Origin of the sequence: Bacillus chungangensis (assembly GCF_030812995.1) — a bacterium.
Taxonomy (GTDB): domain Bacteria; phylum Bacillota; class Bacilli; order Bacillales; family Bacillaceae_C; genus Bacillus_CF; species Bacillus_CF chungangensis.
Window position 1 is genome coordinate 80,470 of record NZ_JAUSTT010000021.1, and the last position, 16,553, is coordinate 97,022.

Here is a 16,553-nt window from a genome sequence, read left to right on the forward strand (position 1 = left end):
ACAGAAAAAAGACGCCTCTGCTTTGGACAGAGACGCCTTCCTGCGCGGTTCCACTCTGTTTGAACACAACATGAAGTATAACCGTGTTCCAACTCATCCTTCTGTAACGGGTAGTTTTCCGCCTTTTCCTACTATTTTCAGAAAAGGATTCAAAGGTGCATTTCGAAAAAATGAGAGGCCTAAACCACTTTCAGCCGGTGATGGTTCTCTCTAACAAGCATCATTTTTCTACTTTTCCTTATCAGCACTTTCTCTATATATTGTTAATATGATTATTTAACACTTCTCGCTTAAACGGTTCAAGTCTCATCTGGCTGCTCTTTCTCTAGTTAGTTGTAAGCCATCAAGTTATAAACATTCTTCTATACATACTATATTATATTCTTCTTAAAATGTTAATTGAGAACACTTTGAAGACGTTGTTTTACTTTTTCTTTTCCTAAAAGTGCAATTGCGTTTGGAAGCTCAGGGCCGTGAGTTTGTCCAGTAACCGCTGCTCGAATAGGCATGAAAAGTTTTTTTCCTTTATGTCCTGTAGACTTTTGTACTGCTTTCATCGCTGCTTTGATTTCAGCTGCTTCAAATGTATCCATTCCTTCTAATTCCGTTAAAAATGCTGCCATCACTTCAGGCACATGCGGTTGATCAAGTACTTCCTTCGCCTCATGGTCATAAGTAAGTTCCTCAATAAAAAACATCCTCGAAAGTTCGACAATTTCCGCCCCATAGCTCATTTGCTCTTGGTATAAGGCAATGAGTTTTCGCACCCACTGCTTGTCTCCCTCTGACATATCTTCGGGTACAAGTTTGGCTTTCACCAAATGAGGAAGCGATACTGCTACCACTTTGTCTAAATCAAGCTGCTTCATATATTGATTATTCATCCATGTCAACTTTTGTTGATCGAACAATGCAGGTGATTTAGAAAGTCTGTCAGCATCAAATATTTGAATAAATTCATCCTTGGAAAATATTTCTTCTTCCCCTTTTGGCGACCATCCTAATAAAGCAATGAAGTTAAATAACGCTTCAGGCAGGTAGCCTAATTCTTCATATTGTTCTATGAATTGAATAATGGACTCATCGCGCTTACTCAATTTTTTGCGACTTTCATTTACAATGAGTGTCATATGTCCATAAATCGGCGGTTCCCAATCAAATGCTTCAAAAAGCATTAGTTGTTTTGGTGTATTCGAAATGTGGTCATCGCCACGCAGCACATGGCTAATCTTCATCAAATGATCGTCAATGACAACTGCAAAATTATACGTAGGAATACCATCTTTTTTGACGATTACAAAGTCGCCAATACCGTCCGATTCAAACGAAACTTCTTTTTTTACAAGGTCTTGGAATCGATAAACCTTTCCAGCAGGAACAGCAAAACGAATGCTCGGTTTCCGTCCTTCCTGCTCCAAACGTTCACGATCTGCATCTGTTAGATGGCGGCACTTGCCAGAGTAACGCGGCATTTCATCTCGAGCTATTTGTGCTTCGCGTTCCGCTTCCAGCTCTTCTTCAGTACAATAGCATTTATAGGCGATTCCATGCTCCATGAGCTGTTCATAATAATTTTTGTAAATATGATTACGCTCTGATTGGCGATATGGGCCATATTCACCGCCAATATCGATGCTTTCATCCCAATCAATTCCAAGCCACTTTAAATAAGTCAGCTGGCTTAGCTCACCACCCTCAATGTTCCGCTTTTGATCCGTATCCTCTATTCTAACGATAAACTTACCGCCTACATTTCGAGCAAATAAATAATTAAAAAGGGCTGTACGAGCATTGCCAATATGTAAGTGTCCTGTTGGACTTGGTGCATAGCGTACACGAATATCTTTCATTTTTTCTCCTCCTAAGCAGCTTTCATTAAAAAAAGTGAAGTTTTTTTGAAAGGAAATGATAAGAGCGTTGGGAACACCAAAATCGGTGTTTTTCTTACCACTTCTTCTCCTTATTTACTTGATATTAAACGTACAACATTTTGTCGCATCCCTATTTTATTATCGGAAATGAAACCATCACACTTTAGATATTCATATGATCCTTTGTTTTATGCCTATTCTGTTAATCACTTGTTTTTTTCAACAAAACTGCCACCTGGGCTGCAATTCCTTCGCCACGGCCTGTAAATCCGAGTTTTTCAGTAGTGGTCGCCTTTACATTCACCTGACTATTTTCACCTTCAAGCAAAGAGGCGATCCTCTCTCTCATTTGTTCCACATATGGAGCCATTTTTGGTTTTTCTGCTATGATTGTACAATCGATATTAACAAGTGTATAGCCTTTTTCTTGCACAAGTTTCCAAACTTCTTCTAGAAGCTTAGCAGAATCTGCATCTTTAAAGGCTGGACTCGTATCAGGAAAATGCCTGCCAATATCACCTTCACCTATAGCTCCTAAGCAAGCATCTGCTACTGTATGTAATAAAACATCCGCATCTGAATGGCCTATTAAACCTTTTTCATATGGTATCTTGACTCCCCCAATAATAAGAGGACGGTTATCAACTAATTGATGTACATCAAATCCTTGTCCAATCCGATACATATTTCCTTTCCTCTTTTCTTCTATGTTTAAAGAAATATTTCAGTAAGTATTTCTCCAGCTTCATATAAGAAACAGCTTTGTTGATCATCAACATGTATAATTTCTTTTTTTTATGATGGCTTGGGCAAAATATAAGTCTTCGCTTGTGGTTAACTTAATATTATCATAACTGCCCTCAATAATATGAACAGGATGCATCATTCGCTCTACTAGTGATGCGTCATCTGTTCCTAAATACTGGTCTATAGCAGCCTGTTCATGGGCATCCCGTAAGATAGAAACACGAAAAGCTTGTGGAGTTTGTACCTGCCACAAGCTTGAACGTTCAATAGTTTCAACCACTTGTTGTTTTGCGACTCTTTTTATCGTATCCTTTACTGGAACAGCGACAACGGCAGCACCTTTTTGATTTGCTAATTCGACTAACTGTTGAATAACGATTTGATCGACAAATGGCCTCGCGCCGTCATGGACTAAAACAATTTTTTCATTATCTGCTTTCTGTAATCCATTATAAACACTATTTTGTCGTTCTGTACCGCCGTGCACAAAAACAACTTTTTCACGGCCTGCTACATGTGAAAGCAGCTTTTGAAAAGCAGCTTCCTCCTTGGAGTGCGTTACTAAAATGATTTTGCTGCATTTCGAATCATTAAGGAAAATATGCAATGTATGGAGGATGATAGGAATACCGTTCAATTCTAGAAATAATTTGTTTTTCCCTGCACCCATCCGCTTTCCTTGCCCTGCAGCTAGAACCATCGCTTGATACTTCATGCTTGAAACCCCAATCTCTTATCATTCTTTAAGAGATGTTTAAAAAGACTAGGTAAAAATAGCTTTCGCATTCGCTTCGAAGTGTTTATGCATAGCAGCCTTCTGCTAATTTTTAAGACTGCTCCTCTCCTCGAATTTTTTACCTTTTGAACACTCTAGTAAGAGGTGTTCAACATCCCCTGTATACCATTTCCGATTAATGTTATGAAGAATCTCACTTCAACAAAAAATGACGGTTTTTCACCATAACGAAATGCTGTCTTTAAATTTTAACATTTTTAGCAATAAAACGGAACATTGAAGAATAAAATTTTGTACTACAAAGCTTTTTCAATAAGTTTTGGTTTTGCAAATATCATTCTGCCTGCAGATGTTTGTAAGACGCTTGTCACTAAGACATCTATTCTCTTCCCTATATAATTCCTTCCTTCTTCGACAACAATCATAGTCCCGTCATCCAAATATGCAATGCCTTGGTTTTGTTCTTTCCCATCTTTAATGACTTGAATACTCATCTCTTCACCTGGGAGAACAACCGGTTTAACTGCGTTTGCAAGATCGTTAATATTTAACACTTGCACCTTTTGCAGCTCACATACTTTGTTTAGATTAAAATCATTTGTAACAACAATGCCATTGGTGACTTTTGCAAGTTTGACAAGCTTGCTATCCACTTCTTGGATCTCTTCAAAATCACCTTCATATATCTGAACACCGATTTCTAGCTCCTTTTGTATCCGATTTAGGATATCTAGACCTCGTCTCCCTCTGTTTCTCTTTAAAGCATCCGAAGAATCTGCAATATGTTGAAGTTCTTCAAGAACGAATCGTGGTATGACAATTGTTCCATCCAAAAAGCCAGTTTGGCATATATCTGCAATTCTGCCATCAATAATAACGCTTGTATCTAATATCTTTAAAGCTTTTGCGTGATTGTCCATATTTTCTTCAGAACCTTCTACGCTTTTCTTCTTATTTGCGCGTCCAGCTAAAGAGAAAACCCCTATTAATTCTTCTCGTTTTTTAAAACCGACCTGAAAACCTAAATAACCGAGAAAAATCGTTAGCAAAAATGGCAGTACTTCCTCAACAATTGGTATTTGTGTTTTCGCAATTGGAAGCCCAGCTAAATAAGCAACGATCAAACCAGAAATCAGTCCTAATGTGCCGAAAATCAGTTCTGCAATTGGTATCTTTACAAGTGCATCTTCTACCCATTTAATAAAATTAGCAACAAAGTCTACCGCCCAAAAAGTCATAAGATAAAAAATAATTGCCCCCAAAATCGCTGAAACATACGGATTGTTAATGACTGCAATATCCGATACATTCAAAACAATGAACAGTGCAGGGATAATAAAAATGCCAAGTGTTCCACCTAGAAGCAGAAAACATACCTGCACAATACGTTTTAACATATCATTCACCTCCTGATACTAATTATAATCAATTTACCAAATTTGAAACATGATCGCGTTAATTTTCTAACATATAACAAAAAATATATAACATTGTTATATCAATATAATTTCGAAATTCTATGATTGTTTCTACAGAATATCATCTCTAATAGTAATTGTCAAACAGGACAAATAGTATATATTACCACAGATTATCACAAATGACAATATGAAATCGTTTATATAATGATGATTCTCTTTATTTCAATAGAACATAAGCCTTTCATTTTCAATATTGTTCCTCTAATGATACTTATCATGAAGACTTTTCAATAAATTGTCAATACAGACAAAAGTCTTATGAAAAAACTATATTTTTATAGTAATAATTCGACAATTTTCAAAAAAATCCGACAACCAGTCTCTATCTTTTAGCCTATTGTCCTAAAGCAATTTGTAAAGCATCGCTCACAGTTGCAACACCAATCACTTGAATGTTTTTAGGAATAGACCAGCCTCCGAGGTTATTAGCAGGTATAATTACTCGTTCAAATCCAAGCTTTGCTGCTTCCTGTACTCTTTGTTCAATTCTTGAAACCCTTCTTACTTCACCAGTAAGCCCAACTTCCCCAACAATACAGTCGGTGCCATTCGTCGGTTTATCACGATAGCTTGATGCAATACTAACAGCAACAGCAAGATCAATCGCCGGTTCGTCTAATTTCACGCCACCTGCTGCCTTTAAGTAAGCGTCCTGGTTTTGCAGCAGCATACCGACTCTTTTTTCCAGTACTGCCATTAGTAAAGAAACGCGGTTGTGATCAATGCCTGTTGCCATTCTTTTTGAATGACCGAACATAGTTGGTGAAATCAATGCTTGTATCTCCACAAGCACCGGGCGGGTTCCCTCCATCGAAGCAACTACAGTAGAGCCAGATGTACCTTTTGCTCGTTCTTCCAAAAATATTTCTGAAGGATTATGGACCTCTTCTAAACCAAATTCCTTCATTTCAAAAATACCCATTTCATTTGTTGAACCGAAACGATTTTTCACAGCTCTTAATATTCGATACGTATGATGCCTTTCTCCTTCAAAATAAAGAACAGTATCCACCATATGCTCCAATAGTCTAGGTCCTGCGATCGCTCCCTCTTTTGTCACATGGCCGACAATAAAAATAGCAATTCCCTTTGTTTTTGCAATACGCATTAATTCGGCTGTACATTCACGAACTTGGGAGACACTTCCTGGTGCAGAGGAAGCCTCAGGATGATAGACAGTTTGTATAGAATCAATCACGACAAAATCAGGATTAAGCTCTTCAATTGTCTGATGAATGGCATCCAGATTTGTTTCAGCATATACGTATAATTCGTCAGCAGAAACTTGTAGCCGATCTGCTCGCAGTTTTGTTTGTTTTACAGATTCTTCTCCAGAAATATATAACACCTTGTGCTGCGCAATCGCTAATTGGGCAGAAACCTGAAGCAGCAGAGTTGACTTCCCGATTCCGGGGTCGCCGCCGATGAGTACGAGCGATCCGGGTACGACGCCGCCGCCTAAAACGCGGTTTAATTCCCGCATATTTGTGTACACTCTAAGCTCTTGTTCTGATTCTATTTTAGTAATTGGGGAGGCTTTTAATGAAATGGTGGAGGATGTATGTAAAAACGCACCCTTTGTTTTATTTACCGTCTGGAACTCTTCCACAAGCTGGTTCCATTGATTGCAGCCAGGACAGCGCCCCATCCATTTTGGAGATTCATATCCGCATGATTGGCAAATAAATTTAGAAACTTTTTTCGTTCTTGCCATTTATTTCTCCCTTTCCTATTATAAGTTTTACTATTTTATCTTTGTTCATTTTAAACTTTCCGATATTTATATTAGTGTCAGAAGCCACACTTTTATATTGAAAAAAACGAAATATTCATCTCAATACATAGCAGTTTCTCAAATCACAAATTAAACAATCAAATCCTTACCCACTGGGTGGTAAATAAAGTGAAACTTCCATCAGTGGGGGTTTTCTCTTATCCCCCACTGATGGTTAGTTGAACCAATCGGACATTTACTGGCAGTTATCCCCCACCTAGCGCTTCTGATTCCTCTTACTCTTGAGGTGGGGGTCTTACTGCCAGTTAGATGTGGGATAAAATTGCCAGTAGGATTTTGGATACTTCTCTACTTATTATATAGAGCATTTATTAAAATTTGATGAAAGTAACATTAGAATAAACAAAAAAGCGATGGATTTCTGTTAGTAAAAAACAGTCGAAGTAAGCATTAATATGAACATTTATTGCTTCCAAAAGCCCTAACCGTGCGCCCTGAGGTGGTATCTTAACAATATTTAAACGGAGATACGAAGGAGTGGTGAAAACGAAATGAATCAGATGGAGCTCAAGCTCCATCTGATCAAAATTCATTATAGAAGCGGCTGGCTTTTCAACAATTTATCTTTTGTTTAAAGAACTGAACTTGATGCTTCCTTCGTTTTTACAGTAAATTCGTTGTCTTCAACATCAATGACTATATGTTGGCCTTTACTAATATTACCTTTTAACAATTCCTCAGACAAGCGATCTTCAACAAACTTTTGAAGCGCTCTTCTTAAAGGTCTTGCACCATACTCCGGATCAAAACCTTCTTCAGTAATTTTATCTTTAGCCGCTTCCGTTAACTCTAAATCCATTTCCTGTTCTTTTAGACGCTCTGTTAACTGTTCTGACATTAATGTAACAATTTGCTTTAAATGTTCCTTCTCCAATGAGTGGAAAACGATAATCTCATCAAGTCTATTAAGAAATTCAGGACGAAATGCCTTTTTTAATTCTTCCATCACTTTATCTTTCATATTTTTATAGTCCTGTTTTCCATCTTGGATCGTAAAGCCTACATATTTGTTGTATTTTAGCGCTTCAGCTCCAACATTCGAAGTTAAAATCAAGATTGTGTTGCGAAAATCTACGGTGCGCCCTCTTGAATCTGTCAGCCTCCCATCCTCTAACACCTGAAGCAAAATATTAAAAACATCAGGATGAGCCTTCTCAATTTCGTCTAATAAGATAACAGAATAAGGTTTGCGACGCACTTTTTCAGTTAGTTGGCCACCCTCATCAAATCCGACATAGCCTGGAGGAGAGCCTACGAGTCTGGAAGTAGAATGCTTCTCCATATACTCAGACATATCAATTCTAATCATTGCATCCTCATCACCGAACATGGCCTCCGCAAGTGCTCTCCCTAGTTCTGTTTTTCCCACACCAGTCGGTCCAAGAAAAACGAACGAACCGATTGGACGCTTTGGATCCTTTAAGCCTGCTCTTGCTCTCCGTACTGCTTTAGCAACAGCTTTCACTGCTTCTTCTTGGCCGATAACTCGTGAATGTAAGATTTCCTCCAGCTTTAATAATCTTGCAGTTTCTGTCTCAGCTAATTTAGATATTGGCACACCAGTCCAACTAGAAACAACATGTGCAATATCATCCACAGTTACCTCTGTATTTTCTTGCCCTTGTTTTTCTTTCCATGATTTTTTCATTTCTTCTAAAGTTTCACGGAGCTTTTGTTCAGAATCTCTTAACGAAGCGGCCTTTTCAAATTCTTGGCTTTGAACAGCAGCGTCTTTTTCTTTTCTTATTTCCTCCATCTTTTTTTCTAATTCTTTCAAATTAGGCGGTGTTGTATAAGAGCGAAGTCTGACCTTTGAACCAGCTTCATCAATTAAATCAATTGCTTTATCCGGTAAAAAACGATCTGAAATGTAGCGATTAGAAAACTTTACTGCTGCCTCAATGGCTTCATCAGTAATTTTCACACGATGATGAGCCTCATAGCGATCCCGTAATCCTTCTAGTATTTGTACAGACTCTTCCACAGAAGGTTCATCGACTGTAATTGGTTGAAAACGACGCTCCAAGGCAGCATCTTTTTCAATATATTTTCTATACTCATCAAGTGTTGTTGCTCCAATACACTGAAGCTCTCCTCTAGCTAAAGAAGGTTTTAATATATTGGAGGCATCAATGGCGCCTTCAGCGCCCCCTGCACCAATTAATGTATGAAGTTCATCAATAAATAAAATGATATTGCCAGCTTGACGAATCTCATCCATTACCTTTTTCAAACGATCTTCAAATTCTCCTCGATACTTTGTCCCAGCTACAACTGTTCCCATATCTAAAGTCATAACACGTTTATCACGCAAAATTTCCGGGACCTCATTATGAATAATTTGCTGCGCCAATCCTTCGGCAATTGCTGTTTTTCCCACACCTGGCTCACCGATTAAGACAGGATTGTTTTTCGTACGTCTGCTTAAGACTTCTATCACTCTTTGGATTTCCTTGCTTCTCCCAATAACCGGATCTAGACTTCCTTCTCTTGCAACTGATGTTAAATCCCGAGCGAGACTGTCTAACGTTGGTGTACTAGCATTAGAGGCTGATCTGCCTTGAGGGTTGTTTGTTTCATTGCTGCCAAGCAGATGCAGCACCTGTTGACGAGCTTTATTAAGGCTGACTCCTAGATTGCTTAAAACTCGTGCAGCAACACCTTCACCTTCACGAATGAGACCAAGTAGAATATGCTCAGTGCCTACATAGGAGTGTCCTAACTTCCTTGCTTCGTCCATTGAAAGTTCAATCACTTTCTTCGCACGGGGAGTATAATGAATTGTCTGCGCTGTTTCCTGTCCTTTTCCAATTAAATTTTCAACTTCTTGCTGAATTTTCTCTTGCCCCAATCCTAGTCCGTAAAGAGCCTTTGCAGCGATGCCTTCTCCTTCGCGGACTAATCCAAGCAGGATATGCTCGGTTCCAATATTATTATGCTTTAACCGCATCGCTTCTTCTTGTGATAATGCCAATACTTTTTGTGCTCTCTCTGTAAAACGGCCAAACATCATATTTATCTCCTCCAAACCATCGTTATTCTAGTCATTAAGGGATCATGCAAAGCTTCTACCATCATCACCTATATTGAGATCATTCATGCAATATTTTATTAAATCTTCACAAATAATTTTTTAAATTTTTATCTGCCATTTAATTCCATTCTTTCTCTAATAAGCGTTGCCCTTCTAATGTCCCTTTCATACGGCCTCAATGCTCCACCTGCATATAATTGTAGAAAGCCTGGCTGTGTAAGAATCATTAGCTCATTTAAAATCGTTTTAGGAAGATGGCTAATGTAGCCAAGGTCGATTCCTAAGCGAAGATCCGACAAACATCGAGCTGCTTCCTTCGTTTCAATGATCCGACTGTTTGCTAATACCCCATATGAACGATAAACTCTATCTTCAAGCTGTATGTTAGACGTTTTTACTAATGCTTCTCTAGCTGATCTTTCCTGGGCAATAATTTGATGTACGACACTAGTTAAATCTTCCACTATCTCTTCCTCTGCTTTTCCTAGCGTAATCTGATTAGAGAGTTGAAATATATTGCCGAGTGCTTCGCTTCCTTCACCATATATTCCCCTTACAACAAGGCCTAATTGGTTGATTGCAGGTACAATCCGATTCATTTGCCTTGTCAAAATTAAACCCGGCAAATGTACCATGACAGATGCGCGCATGCCAGTTCCTACATTTGTAGGGCAGCTGGTTAAATAACCATAGGTTTCATCAAACGCATAGTCAATTTTATTTTCCAGGAAATCATCATACATATTTGCTTTCCATAATGCCTCTTTTAATTGCAAACCAGGAAAAAGGCACTGGATTCTAATATGATCTTCTTCATTGATCATCATGCTCACATCTTCCGTATCTGTAAGCACGACAGCACCATGTGAAGAATCATTAGCTAAATGGGGGCTGATTAAATGTTTTTCTACAAGCACTTGTTTTTGTAAAAGCTGTAGTTCATCCATTTTTAGCATTTCTAATGGTACGTTTTTTTCGATAGCACCATCTGCTAATGCTGCTTCTATAATCGCTATTACTTTACTCGCTTCTTCATGATGAAATAAAGTCGGAAACGTATACTTTTTAAGATTTCTAGCTAGTCGAATTCGAGAACTTAAAACAATGTCAGATTGTGGACCATCTTCACTCATCCATGAACTGACTGCTTTTGTTAAAAATTTTTCAAAATTCATCGTGTATCTTCCCCCTCTTGCTGCAATGATTTTTCAAGAGAGCGGATTTTATCGCGAACCTCAGCTGCATGTTCAAATTCTTCCCTATTAATAAAGGCTTGCATTTGTAGTTTTAATTGTTGAATTTGTTTTTTGATATGGATGGACCCACCAATTCTTTTCGGTACTTTGCCATGATGCGTATCATTGCCGCTATGCAGTCTTTTTAAAACAGGAGCCAGCTGGCTCTTAAATGTTTGATAGCAATTAGCACAGCCAAAACGCCCCATTTTTACAAATTGTTGAAAAGTTAATTTGCAATGATCGCATTGGATAATTGGTGATTGAGATAAAGATTGCTGTTCATTTTTTTGAAATACTGGTTCCATGTTCAAGAGTCCAGCTAATAAGTTATTAATGGAAAAACTAGAACCATCTGTCATAAACATTTCACCTTTTTCATGAGCACATTTTTCACATAAATGTACCTCTGTTTTCTCTCCATTTACAATTTTTGTGAAATGAAGGGCAGCTGGTTTTTCTTTACACTCTTGACAAATCATTCACCCAATTTCTCCTTTCTTATTCATATTTTAATGTTTGCAGCATCGCTTTCAACATCCTTGCTCTTAGTTCGTCGCGAATCGGCAAATCAATAAATAATACCGATCTATCTATTACACTTAACATCAGTCTTGCTTCTTTTTCAGATATAATCTCTTCCTCTGTTAATCTAAAAATAATATCCTCAGCATTTGCTTGAGATATTCTAGATTTTACCAGAACCAGCAATTGATCAATCAGATGCGCTTGATCATGCGCCTTTACTTTAATAATTCGAATATACCCTCCGCCGCCTCTCTTACTTTCAACTACATAACCTCTTTCCATCGTGAAACGTGTATTAATAACATAATTAATCTGTGATGGAACACATTGAAATTTGTCAGCAATTTCGCTTCTTTTAATCTCAGCAATTTCCGTTTCACTTCGTTCTAATATTTTCTTTAAATAGCTTTCAATAATATCTGAGATGTTTCGCATCAAGTCCCCTCCTATCTGACTTGACTTTGACTATATTTGACATTCATTATACATGATCAATTAGTAAAAATGCAATTGGTTGCTATCATCTTTGTTCTAGCGCAGCTTGTTCTAATAAACAGGGTATGCGTTGAGTAAAAAAACATCTACTCGAAACAGGGTTTTTTAAAAATGGAGAGCTAATAATCGGAAAAAGTGTTAGAAGATTTTTAACTGAGGAGAGAACTTTCATTTCTAGTGAAAGAAGGTGGCCAAAAGGAAGCTATCCTTTCGAACCACCCCTTATCATGTTAGGATAATTATTATTCGATCAACTCTAAAGAAAGAGAAGCATCTGAATTAGTATTAACATTAATAAAAAGTTTGCCAGCTGCTACTTGACGAGTCTCATTATCGAAACTGTCAACCGCCTTTACTTCTATAGCTGCACCATCTGCCACTACATTTGAAGTTGCTGTCCAATAGCCAACATAATGGCCGTCAGATGTTTCCATCATTGGAAGTTCTGTAGCATTTGCAACTTGCCCTGTATTTGTCAAAGGCATATGAATAACAAATGAAGCTTTTAATCCTGGTTCACTGTCAAACTCTATTTTCACACTTTCACCAGCTTTTAAATTTTTATCTGCTGTTGGCTGTAAATTTTCAATGACAGGCGCTTCATACTTTGAATATACTTTTATTTTTTTCACAGCAGTGTTGCCTGATTTATATTGTGCAACTACTTCAATTTCATTTTCACCAGCATCAAGCATAATACGTTTAGAATATTTTCCATCAACAACTTTTGCTTCGCTGCCATTTACTTTTACTGATTCAAGGTTTTTCGGTTCTACACTACCTTCTACAGTTATCGTTTCACTGCTTATTTTGTCACCATCTTTCGGATTATCAATTGTTAGTTCAGGTACTTCGGTATCCAAAATAACAGTAACAGGAGTTGATTGGCCAGTTGGAGTATCGTTTAGATAAGATACCGCTGTTAGTATGTTCTCTCCTTCATTTAGATCAACCTCAACTGAAAATTTACCATCTTCGCCTATTTCCATACTTGCAGCTTCGACATCATTATTCTTCACAATAACCTTTGTCGTAGGTGATGATGTCCCTTCTACAATCACTTTAGATTCGTTTGTAATAAAACCATCTTCAGGAGTTTTGATAACAGGAACAGCGACTTCATAGCTGACACGAGCACGAATCATGTAATTGCCCTCATCGATAGGTGATTTTGACCAAGCACCATCCACATATTGCCAGCTGCGTTTTGCGTTCGGGCTACTCTCATCTGTTGCTAATCCAGGTGCATATGGATTTGGCTTTGTTTGAATATATACCATATAAAAGTCGCCATCGACAACGATCCCTTTATCAGACAGATCAACTACTGTCCATTCATCATTGCGAAGGGCTGTTCCTTTTACCGGACCAGCAATTTTTTTGCCTGGTGCACCATCAACACCTGTTGCATCCCACACTTCTACTTCAAATTCTGTACCTCCTGGAACAGGCCATTCTGTGTTCCAAAAACGGAAAACGCCATCTGTCACAATACCGGACTCCTTGCCTTCAGGAAGTGACATTTTTACTGCCCAGCCATTGCCAGCTTCATAAAATGCACGAGCATTGTCCGGGTTACCGTCATCATAGCCTATTTCTCCTCCAGGGTAGCTAAAGAACGGCTCTAATTCCACGTTTACTGCTGCGTCATTTTGTTCAATATTCACATTCACCTCTTGGCTATGATAAGAAGGAGCTAACACTTTTAACGTATACGTTCCTTCATATGCAGTGATAGAATATTGACCTTTTTCATCTGTTATTACAGGTGCTACTGCTGCATCTTCGATTAATAGCAGCTTAGCCCCTTCAATTGGTTCACCTGTAACACTATCTTTTACCACACCATTAATTGTATATTTTTTCATTTCTTCTAATACGAAATTAGCTGTTGTTACGCTGTCTGATGCAACATTTACACTTTGTTGTTTAGAATGGTAGCCATATGCTTCTGCTTGTATTGTATATGATCCAGAAGCATGAGATAAAGAATATCTTCCGTTTTCAGGATCTGTAAAGACGGAACGGCCGCTTTCTAATACGCTTACTTGTGCCCTTATTGGCACAAATGCAGGATTCACCAATTCATCTTTTACAGCCGGAGTTTGTTCTCTTGGTACATGTGCTGCTTTATCATTTCCAGCTGATGCCCTCTGTACCTGACCTTCTATCTTCCCAAGACCATTTTGAATAGAGACGACTGCGTCATAAGCATTTACAAGCCCATGTCCATATCCATTATTCGGTGAAGAAGGGAAAGTCGAATCTGTTAAAGGAATCGCTGTATCTAACAATATTTTTTCCATATCATCTACAGATAACGAAGCATCTACTTGACGAAGCAACGCTGCTACTGCAGATACATGAGGCCCAGCCATCGATGTTCCATTCCATCCACCTTCATATTTTCCTCCCGGTACTGAAGACCGAATATTCACCCCAGGTGCTGCAATATCAGGTTTTATTTTGTTATATGGAGAAGGTCCTTGCAAGGAAAAATTAGCTAATTTGTCTTGATTATTCGTTGCACCAGTTGCAAAGGATTCAGGATAATTAGCAGGATTTGCAATGGAACCTGGTCCTCCTGGATTAAAAAGGGACGTATTTCCCGCAGAAAATTCAGGGAATATTTCTGCTGCTCTCCAGTTTTGGACCATTGGACGATACCATTCATCCATCCCTGGTCCTCCACCCCATGAGTTATTAACGACATCGGGAGCCATATCTACTCTAACATTTCCTTCAGCATCCGTTGGTGCTAAAATCCACTCTCCAGCTGCCAATAAATTAGCATCAGTGCCTCCAGCTGCTGTAAACGCTTTTACCGCAATCCATTTCGCACCTGGTGCGACGCCAATTTGATTAGAACCATTTGGCTCTGAACCGACCATTGTACCAGTTACATGTGTACCATGCCCTTGATCATCGTAAGGAGCAGTTTTTTTGGCTGTTGCGTCAAACCAATTAAAACGATGATCTACTGTTCCTGTTGCAGGATCATAGCCGCGATACTTTTCTTTTAATGCCGGATGATCCCACTGGACACCTGTATCAATACTAGCAACGACTGTTCCTGTTCCATCTATTCCTAACGCCCAAGTTTGTGGCGCTTTTACACGATCAATGTTCCACTCAATTTGATTTGTTTTCGAGCCAGGAAGCGTAACTTGTCTTCCGATTGTTTGTGTTGTCTCTAATTGTCTTACTTCGTTTGGTAATATTTTATCAATTTCTTCAAAAGAAGCTAATTTCTCGGCAACTTCTTTTGTAGCTGTAACTGCCATCCCATTCACAATGAAATAGGATCTAATATCCTCTACATTACCTTTTTGTTCTTCTTCTTCGAGAAATGCCTTAACTCTATATTGTGTCTCAAGTGCGGCTGCCTTTAATTCAGATACAACTGCTGAACGCTGTAAAAATTTTGTTTTTTGAACTGTTAAACTAGCTTTTTTCGCATCTTCTTTTGCTTGCAGAGCTACTTTATTTGTATCTACTTGTTCCTTAAATTTAATCAAGAACGTCACTTTATCATCGTCTTTAAATTGACTTAAGAGTTGATTATTTATTTTTTCTTTTGTGACATTCTGTTCTTGTTTAAGAGATGTGTGCATCCCTCTTGTGGCCTCTGCTCTTGCAAAGTTAGGCGAGATCAGAGACAACATCATAAAAGCAACAAGAATACTAACTATTTGTTTTCTTCTCTTTTTTCGCACTTCTCTTCCTCCTCCCAATTATTCGAAAACTTTTTTCGTATTGGATCATGTAGATTGATAAAAAATCTAAGGCGTTACCCAATTACGAGAAAAACAAAAAAACGACAATCTTACCCCCTCTCTAGATCATGTTTTAAGAAAATCTAAGCTGTTATTTCTTTGAAGCTCATTGCTGTATTCATAATGTAAATGACAATCACAATTTTGTGTGTCGTTTTTTGACGACTGGAGACTGAATATTTTAAAAATAATGATTTTGAATTATGGAGCGTACCGTTGCAAATAAACTTAAAGTACTATTATCATGTTGTAAATGTTTATTAAGATTATGATTAAACACATATATAGCATAGGTTAATTATAAATAAAATCCTTATAGTGCATTTAGCATGCAAATATGGCATAATTAGAATAAGTTGAAAATTAATTACATACAATCATCTGACAAAAAAAACAATTATGACAATTATGTAAATAGATGGCATTAGTCCTTTATTAAGATGTTATTGAAGGGCTTTTTTCATCCCCGGAAGGTATTTAGTTACAATAAAATATTTTATCTCGTCCTAAAGTTATAAATGCCTTATTCATAGTCGACCTTACAATCACCCGCTTTAATACCAAATGAAGTTAGATGTACCTAAATGGAAAAGCCCATGTTTTAATTTTGTATTAAACGAACAATAAAAGATAAACCACTAAACAGAAAAGTGTAATACCGTTTCAAAAAACTTTCCTTAGTTTGCAGAGATCCTACTACCACAAAAAGAGCTTTCCATCAATCTGTATTTTTCAGACTTTGGAAAGCTCTTTTATAATTGCCTGGCAATGTCCTACTCTTGCGGAGGGAAATCCTCCACTACCATCGGCGCAGAGAAGCTTAACTGCCGTGTTCGGGATGGGAACGGGTGTGGC

At 38.0% G+C, this 16,553-nt stretch carries 10 protein-coding genes, 1 rRNA gene and 1 other annotated feature; all 11 genes read right to left on the reverse strand.

Going from position 1 to position 16,553, the window contains the following annotated elements:
* Positions 1 to 25 precede the first annotated feature (25 nt).
* Positions 26 to 254 (reverse strand) — a binding site (T-box leader).
* A 141-nt stretch (positions 255 to 395) separates the two neighbouring features.
* On the reverse strand, positions 396 to 1,850 hold the full coding sequence (gene gltX / locus J2S08_RS16205) for a glutamate--tRNA ligase (RefSeq protein ID WP_307231319.1): 1,455 nt from the start codon (positions 1,848 to 1,850) through the stop codon (positions 396 to 398).
* Positions 1,851 to 2,073: 223 nt separating this feature from the next.
* Complete coding sequence (ispF, locus tag J2S08_RS16210; protein ID WP_307231321.1) at positions 2,074 to 2,556, reverse strand: 2-C-methyl-D-erythritol 2,4-cyclodiphosphate synthase; 483 nt, start codon at positions 2,554 to 2,556, stop codon at positions 2,074 to 2,076.
* Positions 2,557 to 2,643: 87 nt separating this feature from the next.
* A complete protein-coding gene (gene ispD, locus J2S08_RS16215; RefSeq protein ID WP_307231323.1) occupies positions 2,644 to 3,333 on the reverse strand; it encodes a 2-C-methyl-D-erythritol 4-phosphate cytidylyltransferase in 690 nt (229 codons plus the stop codon).
* 317 nt (positions 3,334 to 3,650) lie between these two features.
* Positions 3,651 to 4,751 carry a PIN/TRAM domain-containing protein gene (locus tag J2S08_RS16220; RefSeq protein ID WP_307231326.1) on the reverse strand — a complete coding sequence of 367 codons (1,101 nt, stop codon included), beginning with the start codon at positions 4,749 to 4,751 and terminating at the stop codon, positions 3,651 to 3,653.
* A gap of 418 nt (positions 4,752 to 5,169) precedes the next feature.
* A complete protein-coding gene (gene radA / locus J2S08_RS16225) occupies positions 5,170 to 6,549 on the reverse strand; it encodes a DNA repair protein RadA (RefSeq protein WP_307231328.1) in 1,380 nt (459 codons plus the stop codon).
* A gap of 652 nt (positions 6,550 to 7,201) precedes the next feature.
* A complete protein-coding gene (clpC, locus tag J2S08_RS16230) occupies positions 7,202 to 9,643 on the reverse strand; it encodes an ATP-dependent protease ATP-binding subunit ClpC (protein WP_307231330.1) in 2,442 nt (813 codons plus the stop codon).
* Between the two features lie 128 nt (positions 9,644 to 9,771).
* Positions 9,772 to 10,839, reverse strand: a complete 1,068-nt coding sequence (locus J2S08_RS16235; protein ID WP_307231331.1) for a protein arginine kinase — start codon at positions 10,837 to 10,839, stop codon at positions 9,772 to 9,774.
* Positions 10,836 to 11,381 carry a UvrB/UvrC motif-containing protein gene (locus J2S08_RS16240; protein ID WP_307231333.1) on the reverse strand — a complete coding sequence of 182 codons (546 nt, stop codon included), beginning with the start codon at positions 11,379 to 11,381 and terminating at the stop codon, positions 10,836 to 10,838. Before J2S08_RS16240 ends, J2S08_RS16235 begins: the two co-directional genes overlap by 4 nt.
* Positions 11,382 to 11,400: 19 nt before the next feature.
* Entirely contained in the window at positions 11,401 to 11,862 is a 462-nt protein-coding gene (locus J2S08_RS16245) for a CtsR family transcriptional regulator (protein ID WP_307231335.1), read from the reverse strand.
* Positions 11,863 to 12,164: 302 nt separating this feature from the next.
* Positions 12,165 to 15,638: a S8 family serine peptidase gene (locus J2S08_RS16250; protein WP_442320931.1), complete on the reverse strand. Its 3,474-nt coding sequence runs from the start codon at positions 15,636 to 15,638 to the stop codon at positions 12,165 to 12,167.
* 820 nt (positions 15,639 to 16,458) lie between these two features.
* Positions 16,459 to 16,553 (reverse strand): 5S ribosomal RNA (gene rrf / locus J2S08_RS16255); the annotation flags it as partial.

Coding starts and splice junctions, on each gene's coding strand:
- J2S08_RS16240 (WP_307231333.1), bottom strand. CDS start 11,381: ATGATTTGTCAAGAGTGTAAAGAAAAACCAGCTGCCCTTCATTTCACA.
- clpC (WP_307231330.1), bottom strand. CDS start 9,643: ATGATGTTTGGCCGTTTTACAGAGAGAGCACAAAAAGTATTGGCATTA.
- J2S08_RS16245 (WP_307231335.1), bottom strand. CDS start 11,862: ATGCGAAACATCTCAGATATTATTGAAAGCTATTTAAAGAAAATATTA.
- J2S08_RS16235 (WP_307231331.1), bottom strand. CDS start 10,839: ATGAATTTTGAAAAATTTTTAACAAAAGCAGTCAGTTCATGGATGAGT.
- ispD (WP_307231323.1), bottom strand. CDS start 3,333: ATGAAGTATCAAGCGATGGTTCTAGCTGCAGGGCAAGGAAAGCGGATG.
- radA (WP_307231328.1), bottom strand. CDS start 6,549: ATGGCAAGAACGAAAAAAGTTTCTAAATTTATTTGCCAATCATGCGGA.
- J2S08_RS16220 (WP_307231326.1), bottom strand. CDS start 4,751: ATGTTAAAACGTATTGTGCAGGTATGTTTTCTGCTTCTAGGTGGAACA.
- gltX (WP_307231319.1), bottom strand. CDS start 1,850: ATGAAAGATATTCGTGTACGCTATGCACCAAGTCCAACAGGACACTTA.
- ispF (WP_307231321.1), bottom strand. CDS start 2,556: ATGTATCGGATTGGACAAGGATTTGATGTACATCAATTAGTTGATAAC.